We start from the raw sequence: 16,891 nt of genomic DNA on the forward strand, positions 1-16,891 counted from the left end.
CGCTTTTTTTTTGTCAATTCGACGGCGGCGTGTTTTGCGGAGCGGGTTCGGTTGAGGCGGGCGGTTTCGGCGCATGCATTCTGGCGCCAATGCCTTGCGGTATATAGAGGCCGGTCGCGATCATCAGGTAAACAAAAACGAACAGTATCAGCGACAGGGTAATCCGGAAAGTCAGCGCCTTGACCGTTTTTTTCGAATCTTCGTCGCTTTTGTGTTTGACGAGGTGTAAAAGCGCCGAACCGAGACTTATAATGATCAGAATAAAGGCGAGGGCGACGATTGTTTTGATAATCATGAATAAATGGGAGCGGGCTGCATGCGGAAATTGATGGAAAGCGAAAATTATCCCTTTGCCGGAAGAATTGCAAATTTATTGTTCCTTTGCCTTGACGTGCGGGACGCCCATAAAGGCGTAAGATCAAACCATGAAATTTGAAAAAGTTCCCACGCTGGTCGTAGTGTGCCTTTTGCCGGTATTGATTTCCTTGGGTTTTTGGCAGTTGGATCGGGCCGAACAAAAGCGCGCATTTCTGGACCGCCAAAAACAAGGCATGGCCGCGCCCGCGCTGCAGCTGACGGCGGCAACGCCGGAAGAGAAAGAGGTTCTGCGCTATCGGCAGGCCGCGGCGAGCGGCTCTTACGACAGCACGCATCAGATTTTGATCGACAACCAGGTTGTCGAAGGCCGGGCGGGTTATTTTGTCCTGACGCCGTTCATTCTGGACGGAAGCGAAAAGGCGATCCTGGTGAATCGAGGCTGGATTCCGGCCAGCCGGGACAGGAAAGTATTGCCCGATATCGCGATTCGATCCAACCCGACGCAGGTCAGCGGCCGGATCAATCACTTTCCGAGCGTCGGCATCAAGCTGGCCGGCGCCGATCAGCCGACCGCAGGCTGGCCGGCCGTGGTCCAGATTGCGGACAGTGCCGTTTTGTCCGAAAGATTTGGCTATCCCGTATTTCCTTTCATGTTGGAACTCGACAAACAGGCCCCCGAGGGCTACCGGCGCGAATGGCGCGAAGCTGCGGTGATGCCGCCCGAACAGCATGTCGCCTACGCGCTGCAATGGTTCGGCCTTGCCGCCGCGCTGGCGCTGCTGTTTGTCTGGTACAGCCGTTTAAAATAATAAAAAAATGAATGATCAACAGAAAAAAAACCGCCTGCTCATCCTCACTTTGTTTGCGATGGCTTTTATTCCGTTTCTGGCCGCCTTGTTGTTCAAGGCGAGGCCGGAGTGGCTGCAGGGCCGGACCAATTACGGCCAACTGATCGTGCCGCCGGTGACGACCGAAACTTCCGAATTGAGCGGATTCGATGCGTTCACCACCGATAATATTCACGAATTGAATGCGCACTGGCTGATCGTAAATGTGATTCCGCGTCAGGACTGCAATGCGGCTTGCCTGGATGCCTTGCATAAAACCAGGCAGATCCAGCTGATGCTGAATAAGGATCTGCCGAGAACCCGGCGTATCGTTTTGTTGCTCGACAACCCCGATCCGAAGCTTGCCGAGGTTTGGTGGCAGGGCGACAAATCGCTGCTGCGCGTGAAGCCGAGCGATTCCTTGATGGCCAAACTCGCTCAAATCAAGCCGGAGGGATTCCACGACGGTGCGGTGTTATTGATGGATCCCTTGCGTAATCTGATGATGCAATACGAACCCGGATTCGATCCCTATAAAGTCAAAAGCGATTTGGCGCATCTTTTAAGAATCTCGCAGATCGGTTAGGAATTACCCATGTATAGAAAAATTGCTCTTTTCGGCGTCTTTCTGGCGCTGATCGTGATCGTTTTCGGCGCCTATGTGCGCCTGTCGGATGCCGGTCTCGGCTGCCCGGACTGGCCCGGCTGCTACGGCAGGGCCGTGATTGCCGATACGCCGGACTTTAAGGCCGAAGCCGATCGGGCCTTTCCCGAACACCCTTTCGACCCTGCCAAGGCCTGGAAGGAAATGACGCACCGCTATCTGGCTGCAGGTCTCGGCTTGGTGATTTTGCTGCTCGCCGTTTTATCGCCCTGGGTCAAGACCAACCGAGTCGCCGCAGTCACCGGCAGCTTGTTCCTGCTGGTTCTGGTCGGGCTGCAAGCCGCGCTGGGCATGTGGGCGGTAAAACTGCGGACGATGCCGCTGATCGTGACGCTGCACCTAATGCTCGGCATGTTCACGTTCTGGCTCCTGTTCGGCCTGTATTTGCGCGTCAAGCCGGATTATGTCCGCCTGCCGTCCCGGCAGGGGCCGGTGAACTGGGCCCGCTTCGGGATGTGGGTCGTTTTGCTGCAGGTTCTGCTCGGCGGCTGGACCGGCACGAATCTGGCCGCCTTGGCCTGCGGCACCGAATTTCCGCTGTGCAACGGGCAATGGTTTCCGGAAACGGCCGATTTCTACCACGCGACGGACCTGCTGAACGGACTGATAAACGGCGATACCGGTGTGCTGCCGCCGGAGGCCCAGGTTGCGGTGCACTGGCTGCATCGCATGTTTGCGCTGGTCAGCTTGCTCGTGCTCGGCTTGGTGATGCTGCTGGCGGTTTCGGCGAAAAATCCGAAGCCGGTCAGACGCGCCGGATTGAAACTGTGCATTTTGCTGATCGCCCAGATCAGCCTGGGCATCGCGGTCGTGGAACTGGCCGCGCCGTTATGGGCGGCCGTGCTGCACAATGCGTTCGCGGCATTGATGATGATGCCGCTGATTTCGATCGGTTTCTACGGGCGCTACGGCCTGAAGGCAGCCGAAATTCCTGCCGAACGCCCGCGTCCGTTGCCGGAAGTGAAGGAAATTCCCAAGGTTCCGGTCACGATCGAAAAGCCTACAGAAGAGGTTTATGTCGAGCCGGCGCCCGAATCACTGTATCTGCGTCTGAAATCGCAGTTGAAACGGACCCGTTCCGGGCTCGGCGACGCGCTGGCCGGCCTGACGCTCGGCCAGAAATCGGTCAGCGACGAACTGCTCGAAGACATCGAGGCGACTTTATTGATGGCCGACATCGGCATCGATGCGACGACCAAGATCATCAACCGCCTGACCCAAAGCCTGGAACGGCATCAGCTTCGCGACCCGGAAACGCTGGCCGCCGCGGTCAAACAGGAATTGTTGAGCATTCTGGAACCCTGCAGCCAGCCGCTAGCGATCCCGAAGCAGGACACTCCGTTCGTGATTCTGGTCGTCGGCGTGAACGGCGTGGGCAAAACCACCACGATCGGCAAACTGGCCAAACGCCTGCAGGCGCAGGGTCACAGCGTGATGCTGGCGGCCGGCGACACGTTTCGGGCGGCGGCGGTCGAACAACTGCAAACCTGGGGCGAACGCAACAACATCCATGTGGTCGCGCAGCATACCGGCGCCGATTCGGCTTCGGTGATTTACGACGGCCTGCAGTCGGCCCAGGCGAAAGGGATCGACGTGCTGATCGCGGATACGGCGGGCCGCCTGCATACCAAGTCCAACCTGATGGACGAATTGAAGAAAGTCAAACGGATCATGGGCAAACTCGACGAAACCGCCCCGCATGAGGTGCTGTTGGTGATCGATGCGGGCACCGGTCAGAATGCGCTGTCGCAAGCCAAGCAGTTCAATGAAGCGGTTTCTCTGACCGGCCTGGCATTGACCAAGCTCGACGGTACCGCCAAAGGCGGGGTGATTTTCGCGCTGGCCAAGCAGCTCGGCATTCCGATCCGTTTTATCGGCGTCGGCGAGGGCATCGACGATTTGCAGGATTTTCATGCCGGCGCGTTCGTCGAGGCGCTGTTCGCGAGGGACTGACAAGGATTATGTTAAAATTCGATAACGTGAGCAAACGCTATTCCGAAGCCGGGGATGTGCTGAGCAACATCAGCTTCCATCTGGAGCGCGGCGAGATGGCGTTCCTGACCGGCCATTCCGGGGCCGGGAAAAGCACGCTGTTCAAGCTGATCGCGCTGATCGAGCGCGCCAGCCGCGGACAGATCTATCTGGGCGGCCATAATGTCAGTTATGCGCAGGATCGCCAGATTCCCTTTTTGCGCCGCAAAATGGGGCTGATTTTTCAGGACTTCAAACTGCTGCAGGACCGCACCGTATTCGACAATGTGGCGCTGCCGCTCGCGGTGGCCGGTTACGGGCACCGCGAAATTGCCCGGAAGGTCAGGGCGGCGCTGGACAAGGTCGGGCTTTTGGGCAAAGAGAAAAAATATCCGCTGACCCTATCCGGCGGCGAACAGCAGCGCGTCGGAATCGCCCGCGCGGTGGTGAACAAGCCGCCGATGATCCTGGCCGACGAACCGACCGGCAATCTGGACCCCGAGCTGGCAGCGGAAATCATGACCTTGTTTACCCGATTTCAACAGGTAGGAGTCACCGTATTGATCGTTTCTCACGATATCGCTTTGATTCACAAAATGGACCGGCGCGTTTTGGCGCTGGACCACGGCCGGCTGGTGGCGGGATAAACGATGAAGCGCGCCGTTAAACCGGTTAAACCCAAACCGCAGCCCCGCCAGGAAGCCCCCCAGAACAAAATTGCCGGCGGCGATTTTTTCGACAAACTGCATGCTTATCGCGACTTGCATGCGCATGCACTGTTTTCCAGCTTGGGGCGGCTTGTCGACAAGCCATTCACAACCGCACTGACGGTCGGCGTGCTTGCGATTTCGATCGCGCTGGCCGCCTGCTTTTACCTGCTGGTCGAGAATCTGGAACAATTGACCGGCACGATCGAGTCGAGCAATCAGATCTCGCTGTTCCTGAAAGACTCGGTGACCGAAGCCGAGGCGCGCAGGCTGGTCGAAAAAATCAGCAAGCATCACGAAGTCGCCGCGATCAAACTGATCGGCAAGGCGCAGGCGCTGGCCGAATTCAAGGCCAACAGCGGCCTGGACGCCGCGCTCGATGCGCTCGAAGGCAATCCGCTGCCGGTCGTGCTCGAAGTCGTGCCGACGCCGGCGCAATCGAATGTCAAGGTGTTGAAAACGCTCCAGCAAGCCTTGCTGCAATATCCTGAAGTCGATGAGGCGCAGATGGACATGCAGTGGCTCGAAAGGATGCAGTCGATCATTCGGCTCGCGGAGCGGGCGACCCGGAGCATCAGCATTCTGCTCGGGTTTGGCGTGCTGTTCATCACCGGCAATACGATACGGTTGGAGCTGCATAACCGGCGCGAGGAAGTCGTGATCGCAAAACTGGTCGGCGCGACCAATCGCTTCATTCAGCGGCCTTTTTTGTACGGCGGCTTCTGGATCGGTTTTTTGTCCGGCGTGGCGGCCTGGTTCATCGTGACCGCGATCATGCTGCTGTTGTGGCGTTCTGTCGAGAACCTGTCGCTGCTTTACGAGGGTAGTTTTCATCTGCGCTTTCTCGATTACGGCGAGTCGGTTTTTCTGGTCCTGTTGTCTTCGGGACTCGGCGTGACAGGCTCTTGGGCGGTTCTGACCTATCAGCTCCGGCAATTGCGGCCCGAGTAGCGTTGAACTTGTAAAATGATTAGCACTCTGAGTTTGAGAGTGCTAAAATTAAATCAAGTTGACTAACCGAGGTACATTACATCATGAGTCATGCATTAACCTTACCTGTTAATTTATCGGCCGGCACTTTCGATGCTTATCTGAATCTGGTCCGGCAAATGCCTAGGTTGACATCCGAGCAGGAACGCGAATTGGCGATAAGGTTTAGAGATCACGGCGATCTGGAAGCCGCGCGGCAGTTGGTGATGACCAACTTGCGCTTCGTGATGCACGTGGCGCGGGGCTACAGCGGTTACGGCCTGTCGATGCCGGACATCATCCAGGAAGGCAATATCGGCCTGATGAAGGCGGTCAAACGCTTCGATCCGGACATCGGCGTGCGCCTGGTGTCGTTTGCGGTGCACTGGATCAAGGCCGAGATTCACGAGTACGTAATCAAGAACTGGGGCATCGTGAAAGTCGCGACTACCAAGGCGCAGCGCAAACTGTTCTTCAATCTGCGCAAATCCAAGCAAAACCTCGGCTGGCTGTCGAACGACGAAGCCAAGGCCATCGCCGCCGACCTCGATGTCGAAGTCAGCACGGTGTACGAAATGGAGCAGCGCCTGAGCAACCGCGACGTTTCGTTCGACCTGCCGGTCGACGATGAGGAGGAGCAGACTTACGTCGCGCCGACCCATTATCTGCAACAGCACGGCGCCGATCCGGCCCTGTTGCTGGAAAACGAGGAATGGTCCGGCCATGAGCAGGAATTGCTGTCCGGAGCCCTGTCCGAACTGGACGAGCGCAGCCTGGATATCCTGTCCAGCCGCTGGCTGGCGGACAAAAAAGCGACGCTGCACGAATTGGCCGAGCGCTACAACGTATCCGCCGAGCGGATCCGCCAGCTTGAGCAAAATGCGATGAAGAAATTGCGGACCGCGGTACTGGCGGCTTGATTCGCTGAAACCGTATCGGTTTTTACAAGGCTTAACGGGATTTCCGTTAAGCCTTTTTTATGGGCGGAATTTTCCGAAGTCCGGCGCGTCGGAAGCATTATTAAATCGCAGTGACAAAGGGAGAAAGAGCATGTCCACCTTGGAAAAAGCCATAGAGATTGCGGTCAAAGCCCACGCGGGCCAGCTTGATAAAGCGGGACAGCCGTACATATTGCATCCGATCCGGGTGATGTTGGCGGTCGACTCTCCGTACGAACGTCTGGCGGCGATATTGCATGACGTGGTGGAGGATACCGGCATTTCATTCGAAGACCTCGCCGACGAGAATTTTCCGGCGGAAGTGATAGAAGCGGTGCGCGCCTTGACCAAGGAGCCGGGGGAGTCGCGTATTGAAGCGGCCGAACGCGCCGTGCGGAACCCGATCGCGCGGGCTGTCAAGCTGGCGGACGTGGCGGACAACATGAATCTGTCGCGCATTGCCGAGCCGACCGAAAAGGATCGCGAGCGCCTGCGGGAATATCAGGCCGTGCGCAAGATTCTACTGGCGGGAAATTAACGGCTCGGCCGTCTATTTTTCAGGCGGTGCCGGCGCCCGGCAGTTCATCCGCCGATTTTCGCGATTTCGCCTTCTCAACTCTGGTAGAATCAAAGACATTCCGGAACTCAAGAAAGGGATCGCGGCAATGCAGTCATCAGATCACTCCAACGGCGAACTGCGCAGGCAGTTGCGCGAGGCCGCGCTCGAATATCACGAATTTCCGGCGCCGGGCAAGATCAGCGTCACGCCGATCAAACCGTTAGCCAACCAGCGCGACCTGTCGTTGGCCTACTCGCCGGGCGTCGCGGCGGCCTGCGAGGCCATCACGGCCGATCCCGCCAGCGTCTTCAAATACACCGCGCGCAGCAATCTGGTCGCGGTGATCAGCAATGGCACCGCGGTGCTGGGACTCGGCAATATCGGGCCGCTGGCGGCCAAGCCGGTGATGGAGGGGAAGGGCGTGCTGTTCAAGAAATTCGCCGGCATCGACGTGTTCGACATCGAGATCGACGAAAAGGACCCGGACAGGCTTTGCGACATTATCGCGGCGCTCGAACCGACCTTCGGCGGCATCAACCTGGAAGACATCAAGGCGCCCGAATGCTTTTACATCGAGCGAAAGCTGCGCGAAAGGATGAAAATTCCGGTCTTCCACGACGATCAGCACGGCACCGCGATCATCGTCGGCGCGGCGATCCTGAACGGGCTGAAAATCGTCGGCAAAACGCTCGGCCAGTGCAAACTGGTCGCTTCGGGCGCCGGCGCCGCCGCGCTGGCCTGCCTGGATTTGCTGATCGACCTCGGATTTCCGGCCGGGAATATCTTCGTGACCGACCACCACGGCGTCGTTTATACGGGGCGCGCCGAGGGCATGGATCCGAACAAGGCGCGTTTTGCCCGCGATACCGAGGCGCGGACCCTGGGCGAGGCGATGCCGGGCGCGGATATTTTTCTGGGCCTGTCCGCCGGCGGCGTCCTGAAGCCCGAGATGGTCAAGAGGATGGCGGTGCGGCCTTTGATTCTGGCGCTGGCCAATCCCGATCCCGAAATCCTGCCCGAAGAGGTTGCCGCCGTGCGCGATGACGCGGTGATCGCGACCGGCCGTTCCGATTATCCGAACCAAGTCAACAATGCCTTGTGTTTTCCGTATATTTTCCGGGGGGCGCTGGACTCCGGCGCGACAACGATCACTCGGGCGATGGAAATTGCGGCCGTGCATGCGATCGCCGAGCTGGCCCAAGCGGAACAGTCCGAAATCGTCGCCAGCATTTACGGGATCGACGAATTGAGTTTCGGTCCCGACTATATCATCCCGAAGCCTTTCGATCCGCGCCTGATGACCAAGATCGCGCCCGCGATTGCGGCGGCGGCGGAGGCATCGGGCGTCGCGGCCCGTCCGATCCGGGACATGCCGGCTTACGTCGAACGCTTGCAGCAGTTTGTTTATCACAGCGGGACTTTCATGAAGCCGGTGTTTCGGATCGCCAAGCAAATTCCGGCGTCGAAAAAACGGATCGTGTTCGCCGAAGGCGAGGAACAGCGGGTGCTGCGCGCGGTGCAGATGCTGGTCGACGAAAATATCGCCTATCCGACCCTGGTCGGGCGGCCCGTGGTATTGCGGCAGCGGATCGAAAGACTGGGGCTTCGCATTCGGCCCGATGTCGATTTTACGGTCGTGAACCCCGAATACGACGAGCGTTACCGCGATTTCTGGAAATCCTATCTCGACATGACCGTGCGCAAAGGCGTCAACGAGGATTATGCGAAGCTCGAAATGCGCCGCCGCCATACCCTGATTGCCGCGATGCTGGTGCATAAGGGCTATGCCGACGGGATGATCTGCGGGCTTTTCGGAACGGCGGCTTCGCATCTGGGGTATATCGACCAGGTGCTCGGCAAGCAGGAGGGCGTGAACGTCTATGCGGCAATGAACGGTCTGATCCTGCCCGACCGCCAGATTTTGCTGGTCGATACGCATATCAATTACGATCCGGATGCTGAGCAGCTTGCTCAGATTACCTTGTTGGCCGCAGAACGGATGCGCGGTTTCGGCCTGACTCCGCGTGTCGCCTTGCTGTCGCATTCGAATTTCGGGACCGGCGACAGCGCGTCCGCGCAAAAAATGCGCGCGGCCTTTGCGATCGTTCGGGAAAAGGCGCCGGAACTGGAAATCGAGGGCGAGATTCACGGCGACACGGCCCTCGATTACGAGATGTTGAAAAAAATGATGCCGGAGACCAAGCTGAAAGGCAGCGCGAATCTGCTGGTGATGCCGAACATCGACGCGGCCAATATCGCCTACAACCTGCTCAAGACCGCCTCCGGCAGCGGCATCGCGATCGGGCCGGTATTGCTGGGCTGTGCGCGGCCCGCGCACATCCTGACGCCGGCTGCGACGGTGCGGCGGATCGTGAACATGGCCGCGCTTTGCGTCGCGGATGCGAACGACGCGGCTTAGAGGGGGCGAACAAACACCGGCCGGGTTTTGAAGCCCGGCCGGTGTTTGTTGATAAAGCTTATCGACAATGTCAGAAGTTGATGTATAGCGATCCCATGATCAAATGATGCATCGTGTTATCGGTATGGGTGGCGTCGTCCAGATACTGGTTCAGATAGCCCCCTTCGGCCCTGAAGTTTTTGTTGAAGGTCCAGCCGAGCCCCGCAAATGCCCGGTTCTGATCGAAGCCGGACTTGCCGCCGAAACGGGTCGAGTTCGCGCGGATGAAAAACTCGTCCCAGGTGATCAGGCTCAAGCGCGGTTCAAATTCCAAAGGATGCATGAAGCGGATCATTTGCCGGGGCCGGAAACGGACATCGTCGCCTTTCAGGAAATTGCTTTCGACCATCGTTCTGAACGTTAAGGTGCCGAAATCGGTCGGCAAAACGTAACGAAACGCCGGCCAGACATCCTGCTGGGATACATACTCTTTACCGACGTTTTGGGTCGGCAGCCAGGTATAGCCCGCCCAGATTGTCGCCCGGTCGCTCAGCGAGTAGCCTAGGGCTGCGCGGACCATGCCTTGATACCAATGATTCCAGTTATCGTCGAAACGGGATTGTCCTTCCAGCCAGATGCGCCCCTTTTCGAGGCTCGGATCCACCCCTTTCAAACTGCCTTCGCCGACGATCTGCAGCCAGCTGCCGGCATCCTGCAGCAGATCGTCCGCTAAGGCGGGGGAGCTCAAAATAATGGCCGTCAGCCCGAGGGGATTTATGGTTTTTCTCATACCGGTATTCCTACAATTAAAAATTCGATTGCCTGTCTGTTAGCGAAACGTGAAGCAGCGCCCGGCATGAGGGCTTTTTCATGCGGAGGCGCTTATATTCAGCAAAATACAGGCCACTTATGAAAAGTACAACTTTTCAATTAATTAATCAAATTCTAAAAAATGAGCTGCCCTTTAGGCAAGGAATAAAAATCTATCGAAAAAACTGCGGTGGTGGAAAATAACCGATGTTTTTAAGTTGATTTACTTTGTCGCTGGTTTTACCATGAGAAGAGTTTTTATCCAATTCGTCAATGGGAGAGCCAAATGAGGGCTGTTTATCTCGTCACACTGTTCGTTTCATCGGTAACTTATGCCATTGCCGCCGAAGTCGCTGTCCCGATGAATACGGTCAACGAGCAGGGAACGGTAAAAGCGATCGGCAGCATTAAAATCACCGAGTTGCCGAACGGTTTGGTTTTTACGCCGGTGCTTGAGGGGCTGCCTGCGGGGGAGCATGGATTTCATCTGCACGAAAATCCAAACTGCGAGGCGAAAGAAAAAGAGGGTAAAATGACGCCGGCGCTTGCCGCGGGCGGACATTACGACCCGAAAGCCACGAAAAAGCATGCAGGTCCGGAAGGCAGCGGTCATTTAGGCGATTTACCGAAATTGGTCGTGAACACGAACGGTAAGGTGACCGAAAGTGTTATGGCTCCGCGCCTGAGAATGGAGGACGTCAAAGGCCGCGCGTTAGTCATCCATGCCGGCGGCGATAATTATTCGGACCAACCCGAACCGCTCGGCGGCGGCAAGGGCCGGATTGCCTGTGGAATCATCGGAAACTGAATTTCGGATAGCCGGCTAAGGCTGCTCCGCTATCATCTCGTTGCCGGCGGGCGGAGTGATCGGCGATGCAAGAAGCATCTCCCGCGCCGGATACCTTGACAAGCCTAAGATTCAATGTGAGAGCCCCCGACGGGAAAATTGCTCTGCACACGGCGGATCGATCCGATCCGCCGTGTGCACTCGACAGGAGTCATGGAACCGGACCGTGGGCTATTATTTTGTACCCGAGACTGTGCTCTTAAGAACCTGATTATCACCGTTCTGCTTTTTGAAAACCGATCCGTCATCTCTCCCTAAAAGCCTGAAACGCATGCGGCCATGCTACAATGCTGCCAATTTTTGCGAATGATTCTTATTTTCTTTTAAGTCGTTTTTAATGCGGGTAAAACCATTGATCACTCGCCGGCACCTTTACTGGTTTGCCGGCCTGCTTGCCGTACTCGTCACAGCGGGCGCGGCGCTGCGTTTTTATTTTCAGAAGGAAACCGAGTCGGCTCAGGCGGCGATGAAAGAGTCGATCGTCGAAATCGCCTACGGCGACATCGAAGAAAACGTGACCGCGCAAGGCAAACTGGAGCCGAAGGAATATGTCGATATCGGTGCGCAGGTCACCGGCCAGTTGCAGAAACTGTTCGTCGAGATCGGCGACATTGTCAAAACCGGCCAGCAGCTGGCTCAAATCGACCCGCGCATTTATGCGGCGCGGGTGCAGGCGGATGAAGCCAGTATCAATAATTTGAAAGCGCAACTGGTCCAGCAAGAGGCGTTGATCCTGTTTGCCAACCGTCAGTATGCCCGCAATCGGAAATTGTACCCGACCAAGGCGGTCAGCCAGGAAACGCTGCAGAACAGTGAATCCAACAGCAAGGCCGCGCTGGCAGTTGCCGATTCGATTAGGGCGCAAATACAGCAAGTTGAATCGACGCTTGCGGGCGACCGGACCAATCTGGGCTACACCAAGATTTTCGCCTCGATGGACGGCACCGTCGTACAGCAGACTGCCCGCGAAGGTCAGACCCTGAACGCCAATCAGCAAACGCCGAATATCATGCAGCTGGCCAAGCTCGACAAGATGACCGTGCGCTCGCAGACCGCGGAAGCCGACATCATGCGCATCAAGGTCGGCATGCCCGTCTATTTCACCACGCTCGGCTCGGACCAGCGCCGCTGGCAGGGCGTGGTGAGGCAGATTCTGCCGACGCCGGAAGTGGTGAACAATGTGGTCCTGTACAACGTGCTCGTCGATGTCGACAACGAGGACGGCCAGCTGATGAGCGGGATGAGCGCGCAGGTTTTTTTCGTGCTGGGCGAGGCCCGGCATGTGCCGGTGATCCCGGTCAATGCGCTGGGCAAACGGCTGCAGGACCGGGACAACGAGAAAGGCAGGGCCTATCAGGTCAAGGCGGCCGGAGCCGATAACCGGGTGAGCGAAAAAGTGATTCATGTCGGTATACAGAACCGGCGCTTCGCCGAGATTCGCGACGGCTTGTCGGTCGGCGACCGGGTCAAGCTGACGGTGGCGTCCGCCCAGAAGAATGGAGGCAGAGATTCCTACAGACCACCGGCGATGCCGCGGATATGAGCCTGAACCTGGCAAAAACGGAGCCGTTGCTGAACCTGGAACGCATCTCCCGGACTTTCAAAAGCGGCGACAATCTGATTCGGGCCCTGGACGACATATCGCTGAAAATCTGGCCCGGCGAGTTCGTCGCGATCATCGGCCAGTCGGGTTCGGGCAAATCGACGCTGATGAATATCCTGGGCTGTCTCGACCGGCCCACTTCAGGCACTTATCAGGTGGCCGGTCGGAACGTTTCGCTGTTCGATCCGGACGAACTGGCCGCGTTGCGGCGGGCGACGTTCGGCTTCGTGTTTCAGCGCTACAATCTGCTCGGTTCGGAAAGCGCGGAAGAAAATGTCCAGATTCCCGCGCTCTATGCAGGCGAAGATAAAAACACCCGCCTGGAACGGGCGCGCAAGCTGCTTTCCAACCTGGGCCTGGGCGAACGCTGCGACCATCGGCCTTCGCAATTGTCCGGCGGCCAGCAGCAGCGGGTCGCGATTGCCCGGGCGCTGATGAACGATCCGCCCGTCATGCTGGCCGACGAGCCGACCGGCGCGCTGGACAGCCGCAGCGGCCAGGAAGTGATGGCCTTGCTCAAGGAATTGCACCGCTCGGGGCGCACGATCTTGCTGATCACCCACGATGCGGGCGTCGCCGCGCATGCCGAAAGGATCATCACGATCAGCGACGGCAGAATCGTCGATGATTCGGCGCCGTCGAGCCTGGGCGCCGAGCATCCGAACGTGATGATCGATCCGGGCGGCAAGGCCGGCGTCTTCGCGGATATTGGCGAAGCGGTCAAGACCGCCTTGCGCGCGCTGCGGGTCAATTTGTTCCGGACCGCCTTGACGCTGCTCGGCATCATCATCGGTGTCGCCGCGGTGGTGACGATGCTTGCGGTCGGGGAGGGCAGCCAGCAGGACGTGCTGGATCAGATCAAGTCGATGGGCACCAATCTGCTGTCGATCCGCCCCGGCGCACCCGGGCTGCGCGGTGCCAGCGATGTCATCACACTGACTCCCGATGACGCCGAGGCGATCCAGGAACTGCCGAATGTCGAAGTCGCCCAGCCCGAGCGCAGCAGCCGGCAAACGGTCCGGTTCGGCAATATCGACTATGCGACCACCATTCAGGGTGTCGGCGCGGCGCTGCCCAGAGTCCGCGACTGGCCGGTCGCGGAAGGCGATTTTTTCAACGACCAGGACATGCGTCGCTACGCACCGGTCGTCGTACTCGGGCAAACGGTCGCGCAGATCCTGTTCCCGGAGGGGATCGACTCGATAGGGCGCTATATTCTGATCGGCAATATCCCGTTCGAAGTGATCGGAGTCATGACTCCGAAAGGGGCATCGGGCTTCGGCGGCGATCAGGACGATACGGTGTTCGTGCCGGTCACGACCGGCCTGATCCGGCTGTTCGGGCAGAATTATCTGAACGGGATTACCGTGCGCGTCAGCGATGTGGGCGCGATCGAAGAAACCGAGGATGCGATTTCGAGGTTATTGCTTTCGCGCCATCAGACCGAAGATTTCAGGATACGCAACATGGCTTCGATTCTCGAAACCGCCACCGCGACCCAGAATACGCTGACCGTGCTGCTCGGCACGGTGGCGGCGATCTCGCTGCTGGTCGGCGGCATTGGGGTGATGAACATCATGCTGGTCAGCGTGACCGAGCGTACCCGCGAAATCGGAATCCGGATGGCGGTCGGCGCGCGGCGTCGCGACATTCTGCTGCAATTCAATACCGAGGCGGCCGTGGTGTGTACGCTGGGCGGCCTGTTGGGCGTTTTGCTCGGCTTCGGGGCCGGCAAAGTGATTGCGATGTTCGAAATGACCGTGGTTTTTTCCCCTTTGCCGGCCGTGATGGCGTTCTCCTGCGCGTTCGGCACCGGCGTTCTATTTGGTTTTTTACCGGCGCGCAAGGCGGCGCTGCTCGATCCGGTGGTGGCGCTGGCGGCGGAATGATGCAGAACAAACAAGGGTTTTTGGCCATTTGCCTGGCGCTGGCCGGCTGCTCGCTGGTGCCCGATTACCGGCGTCCGTCCGATGCCGTCCCCGAAGCCTGGAAGAATCCTGCACCGAAAACGCAGACCGGCGGAGCGGCCATTTCGCCGGTCTGGTGGAAACTGTTCGGCAGCGCCGAGCTCGATCGCCTGATGAATGAAGCGCTGGTTAACAATCGCGACCTGGCTGCGGTCACCCGGCGTATCGATCAGTTCCGGGCGCTCGCCAAAATCGCCGGCGCGCCGCTGCTGCCTGCCGTCGGCGCCGGCGGCAGTTATACCTACGACGACGGCACCCGTTTCAACGGCGGCCAAAGTACCTGGCAAGGCCAATGGAACCTGTCCTATGAAGTCGATTTGTGGGGCCGCCTGCGCGCCGGCCGCGACAGCGCCAGGGCGCATCTGGACAATGCCCGCTTCTCGCTCGATGCGCTGCGGCTGACCGTGATGGGGGATGTCGCCCAGACCTACTTTACGCTGCTCGGCCTCAAGGACCGCCGGGCCATCGCCGAGGAGAATTTCAAAAATATCAGCGAAGTGCTGGCTCTCATCGAGTCGCGCTTCGAGGCCGGCGCCGCGACCGCGCTGGATGTCGCGCAGCAACAGACCGAGCGCGCGAATGCCGCTGCGCAGGTGGCCCGTCTCAGTCAGGATATCGCGCAGACCGAGAACGCGCTCGCGGTGCTGCTCGGCCGTCCTCCGCAACAGTTCGAGCCGCAGGGAAGAACGTTGCAAGGGATTCGCATCCCCAACGCCGACCCGGCTCGTCCGGCCGCCTTGTTCGAGCAGCGTCCCGACGTCCGGGGCGCCGAAGCCGAGCTGATCGCCGCGCATGCGGATATCGGCGTTGCCCGGGCCGCCTTCTATCCAAAACTGGAACTCGGCGCGGACAACATTTTCACTGCCGCGATGATGTCGCAGCCGGCCGGCATCGCGGTCGCGGCGGGAGCCACATTGAGCCAGCCGATCTTCCAGGGCGGCCGCCTCGAAGGCGAACTCGAACGGACCAAGGCCCGACGTAACGAACTGGTCGAGGTTTACCGGCAAACGCTGTTGATCGCCTATCGCGAAGTCGAGGATGCGCTTGCGCTAGGCGGTCAGGCCGCACGCCGCCGCGAACAGTTGCATCTTTCGGTTAACAGTGCTAGTGAGGCGTACGAATTGGGATTGGAACGCTATCTGGCCGGTGCGACCGATTATCAGACCCTGCTGAACGTTCAGCGCAGCCTGCTGAATGCACGGGATAGCGAGGTGCAGGCGCATGTGGACGTGCTGACCGCCTCGGTGCTGTTGTACAAGGCGCTGGGCGGGGGCTGGCGGCGTTTGTAGTATTGCGAGGGCTGTTCTTGCCGGAACCGGTTGCCCTGAATAGAGGAAAAATCCCTCTCCCCCAATCCTCTCTCGTAGGCCGGATAAGCGCAGCGCATCCGGCAATCATGCGGTGGATGCGCTGCGCTTATCCGGCCTTCGTATCTGAGATACGGCGATGACTTGTACCGGCCGCGAGTTAGACCGGCACGAAATCGACATTGCTGGCGCCGGCCCTTTGGATTTTCTCGGCCAGCGCTTCGGTCACGATTACGTACAACGTCGTCCTGAGCAGGAAGATCGGTTGGCCGCGCCACATGTCTTCGCGCATCACCAGCTCCCGTTTTTCGTCGTCGATCGTTTCGTGTTTGCAGACCGGGCAGACCGAAACCGGCGAACCGCCCTTCGGATAATCCGATTCCGACCGGACCAGAATCTGATAATACGGCTCGATCGCTGCCGGGCCATGAATCCGGTTCTGCGGATCGTCCGGATCGAGGGCGGCGGGCAAGGCATTGCCGGGGCGCTTGCCGACTTTGCGGGGACTGATCGGAACGATATCGACGTCGCCGGCCAGCTCGTCGAAGACGATCCGCTTCATTCTCGCCGAAACGACGAAGCTGCGGATGTTCGGCCATAAAAAGTCGGTATGGGGAAGCGACGGGCTGTCGTAGTAGGCCGGCTGGAAATTGTCGCCCGGTTTGAAGGTTTCAAAGGCGGCGAAATCGGCATCCAGATAAGCGGCGACTTCGCGCTGCATGGCTGCGTGTTCCCGCTCGGTAATCGGCCAGCGGCTCCGGAATCGCTGGTCGGTCCGGATTTGCGGCGGCGCTTCCAGGGTCAGAATGCGGCTGCCGCCGTAGGTGGCCTTGCAAGCATTGCAACTGACGCCGGGAAAGCGGTAAACGTATTCCAGATTGCCATTGATCGATAAATCCTGGCTGTCGGAACTGTAGGGAGGGGATTGCATCCGAAAAAATTGCATAAGACATCTCCTGTATCGGTTCGGCCGCGGCGGCGGCCGGGTGCGTTAATAACCGGAGTT

The 16,891-nt window shown here is 58.7% G+C and carries 15 protein-coding genes; 12 read left to right on the plus strand and 3 right to left on the minus strand.

Going from position 1 to position 16,891, the window contains the following annotated elements:
- Nucleotides 1-13: 13 nt before the first annotated feature.
- The gene (locus METAL_RS08795; protein WP_005371543.1) at nt 14-295 is read right to left on the minus strand and encodes a twin transmembrane helix small protein; all 282 of its coding nucleotides are present in this window, start codon (nt 293-295) and stop codon (nt 14-16) included.
- Nucleotides 296-425: 130 nt separating this feature from the next.
- On the opposite strand from METAL_RS08795, the gene METAL_RS08800 reads away from it, so the two are divergent.
- The 8 genes from METAL_RS08800 to METAL_RS08835 all read left to right on the plus strand — a co-directional run bounded on the left by METAL_RS08800 (nt 426) and on the right by METAL_RS08835 (nt 9,372).
- Nucleotides 426-1,127, plus strand: coding sequence for an SURF1 family protein (locus METAL_RS08800; protein WP_005371548.1), 702 nt, complete (start codon nt 426-428; stop codon nt 1,125-1,127).
- A gap of 7 nt (nt 1,128-1,134) precedes the next feature.
- Nucleotides 1,135-1,731, plus strand: coding sequence for a hypothetical protein (locus METAL_RS08805; protein ID WP_005371549.1), 597 nt, complete (start codon nt 1,135-1,137; stop codon nt 1,729-1,731).
- A gap of 9 nt (nt 1,732-1,740) precedes the next feature.
- Nucleotides 1,741-3,762, plus strand: coding sequence for a signal recognition particle-docking protein FtsY (gene ftsY, locus METAL_RS08810; protein WP_005371551.1), 2,022 nt, complete (start codon nt 1,741-1,743; stop codon nt 3,760-3,762).
- 8 nt (nt 3,763-3,770) lie between these two features.
- Nucleotides 3,771-4,427: a cell division ATP-binding protein FtsE gene (gene ftsE / locus METAL_RS08815; protein WP_005371553.1), complete on the plus strand. Its 657-nt coding sequence runs from the start codon at nt 3,771-3,773 to the stop codon at nt 4,425-4,427.
- A 3-nt stretch (nt 4,428-4,430) separates the two neighbouring features.
- Nucleotides 4,431-5,438 carry a permease-like cell division protein FtsX gene (gene ftsX / locus METAL_RS08820; RefSeq protein ID WP_005371563.1) on the plus strand — a complete coding sequence of 336 codons (1,008 nt, stop codon included), beginning with the start codon at nt 4,431-4,433 and terminating at the stop codon, nt 5,436-5,438.
- Nucleotides 5,439-5,521: 83 nt separating this feature from the next.
- The gene (gene rpoH, locus METAL_RS08825; RefSeq protein ID WP_005371564.1) at nt 5,522-6,376 is read left to right on the plus strand and encodes an RNA polymerase sigma factor RpoH; all 855 of its coding nucleotides are present in this window, start codon (nt 5,522-5,524) and stop codon (nt 6,374-6,376) included.
- A gap of 130 nt (nt 6,377-6,506) precedes the next feature.
- On the plus strand, nt 6,507-6,932 hold the full coding sequence (locus METAL_RS08830) for an HD domain-containing protein (protein ID WP_005371566.1): 426 nt from the start codon (nt 6,507-6,509) through the stop codon (nt 6,930-6,932).
- Between the two features lie 127 nt (nt 6,933-7,059).
- Nucleotides 7,060-9,372: an NADP-dependent malic enzyme gene (locus METAL_RS08835; RefSeq protein ID WP_005371568.1), complete on the plus strand. Its 2,313-nt coding sequence runs from the start codon at nt 7,060-7,062 to the stop codon at nt 9,370-9,372.
- Between the two features lie 70 nt (nt 9,373-9,442).
- Here the strand turns inward: METAL_RS08835 and METAL_RS08840 are convergent, their stop codons facing one another.
- The gene (locus tag METAL_RS08840; protein ID WP_005371570.1) at nt 9,443-10,141 is read right to left on the minus strand and encodes a DUF2490 domain-containing protein; all 699 of its coding nucleotides are present in this window, start codon (nt 10,139-10,141) and stop codon (nt 9,443-9,445) included.
- 306 nt (nt 10,142-10,447) lie between these two features.
- Between METAL_RS08840 and sodC the strand changes: the two genes are divergently transcribed.
- The 4 genes from sodC to METAL_RS08860 all read left to right on the plus strand — a co-directional run bounded on the left by sodC (nt 10,448) and on the right by METAL_RS08860 (nt 15,867).
- On the plus strand, nt 10,448-10,969 hold the full coding sequence (gene sodC, locus METAL_RS08845) for a superoxide dismutase family protein (protein ID WP_005371572.1): 522 nt from the start codon (nt 10,448-10,450) through the stop codon (nt 10,967-10,969).
- A 376-nt stretch (nt 10,970-11,345) separates the two neighbouring features.
- On the plus strand, nt 11,346-12,551 hold the full coding sequence (locus METAL_RS08850) for an efflux RND transporter periplasmic adaptor subunit (RefSeq protein WP_005371574.1): 1,206 nt from the start codon (nt 11,346-11,348) through the stop codon (nt 12,549-12,551).
- On the plus strand, nt 12,548-14,500 hold the full coding sequence (locus METAL_RS08855; RefSeq protein ID WP_005371576.1) for a MacB family efflux pump subunit: 1,953 nt from the start codon (nt 12,548-12,550) through the stop codon (nt 14,498-14,500). The genes METAL_RS08850 and METAL_RS08855 overlap by 4 nt, the downstream gene beginning before the upstream one ends.
- The gene (locus tag METAL_RS08860; RefSeq protein WP_245549499.1) at nt 14,500-15,867 is read left to right on the plus strand and encodes an efflux transporter outer membrane subunit; all 1,368 of its coding nucleotides are present in this window, start codon (nt 14,500-14,502) and stop codon (nt 15,865-15,867) included. Before METAL_RS08855 ends, METAL_RS08860 begins: the two co-directional genes overlap by 1 nt.
- Before the next feature lie 178 nt (nt 15,868-16,045).
- Here METAL_RS08860 and METAL_RS08865 read toward each other — a convergent pair whose 3' ends face one another.
- The gene (locus tag METAL_RS08865; RefSeq protein WP_005371581.1) at nt 16,046-16,831 is read right to left on the minus strand and encodes a hypothetical protein; all 786 of its coding nucleotides are present in this window, start codon (nt 16,829-16,831) and stop codon (nt 16,046-16,048) included.
- Nucleotides 16,832-16,891: the final 60 nt, after the last annotated feature.

The organism is Methylomicrobium album BG8 (genome assembly GCF_000214275.2).
Taxonomy (GTDB): domain Bacteria; phylum Pseudomonadota; class Gammaproteobacteria; order Methylococcales; family Methylomonadaceae; genus Methylomicrobium; species Methylomicrobium agile.

Excerpts from the sequence above, each read along its gene's own strand:
- rpoH (WP_005371564.1), top strand. The coding sequence starts at position 5,522 with ATGAGTCATGCATTAACCTTACCTGTTAATTTATCGGCCGGCACTTTC.
- ftsY (WP_005371551.1), top strand. The coding sequence starts at position 1,741 with ATGTATAGAAAAATTGCTCTTTTCGGCGTCTTTCTGGCGCTGATCGTG.
- METAL_RS08855 (WP_005371576.1), top strand. The coding sequence starts at position 12,548 with ATGAGCCTGAACCTGGCAAAAACGGAGCCGTTGCTGAACCTGGAACGC.
- METAL_RS08830 (WP_005371566.1), top strand. The coding sequence starts at position 6,507 with ATGTCCACCTTGGAAAAAGCCATAGAGATTGCGGTCAAAGCCCACGCG.
- sodC (WP_005371572.1), top strand. The coding sequence starts at position 10,448 with ATGAGGGCTGTTTATCTCGTCACACTGTTCGTTTCATCGGTAACTTAT.
- METAL_RS08805 (WP_005371549.1), top strand. The coding sequence starts at position 1,135 with ATGAATGATCAACAGAAAAAAAACCGCCTGCTCATCCTCACTTTGTTT.
- ftsX (WP_005371563.1), top strand. The coding sequence starts at position 4,431 with ATGAAGCGCGCCGTTAAACCGGTTAAACCCAAACCGCAGCCCCGCCAG.
- METAL_RS08795 (WP_005371543.1), bottom strand. The coding sequence starts at position 295 with ATGATTATCAAAACAATCGTCGCCCTCGCCTTTATTCTGATCATTATA.
- METAL_RS08840 (WP_005371570.1), bottom strand. The coding sequence starts at position 10,141 with ATGAGAAAAACCATAAATCCCCTCGGGCTGACGGCCATTATTTTGAGC.
- METAL_RS08865 (WP_005371581.1), bottom strand. The coding sequence starts at position 16,831 with ATGCAATTTTTTCGGATGCAATCCCCTCCCTACAGTTCCGACAGCCAG.
- METAL_RS08860 (WP_245549499.1), top strand. The coding sequence starts at position 14,500 with ATGCAGAACAAACAAGGGTTTTTGGCCATTTGCCTGGCGCTGGCCGGC.
- METAL_RS08800 (WP_005371548.1), top strand. The coding sequence starts at position 426 with ATGAAATTTGAAAAAGTTCCCACGCTGGTCGTAGTGTGCCTTTTGCCG.
- METAL_RS08850 (WP_005371574.1), top strand. The coding sequence starts at position 11,346 with ATGCGGGTAAAACCATTGATCACTCGCCGGCACCTTTACTGGTTTGCC.
- ftsE (WP_005371553.1), top strand. The coding sequence starts at position 3,771 with ATGTTAAAATTCGATAACGTGAGCAAACGCTATTCCGAAGCCGGGGAT.
- METAL_RS08835 (WP_005371568.1), top strand. The coding sequence starts at position 7,060 with ATGCAGTCATCAGATCACTCCAACGGCGAACTGCGCAGGCAGTTGCGC.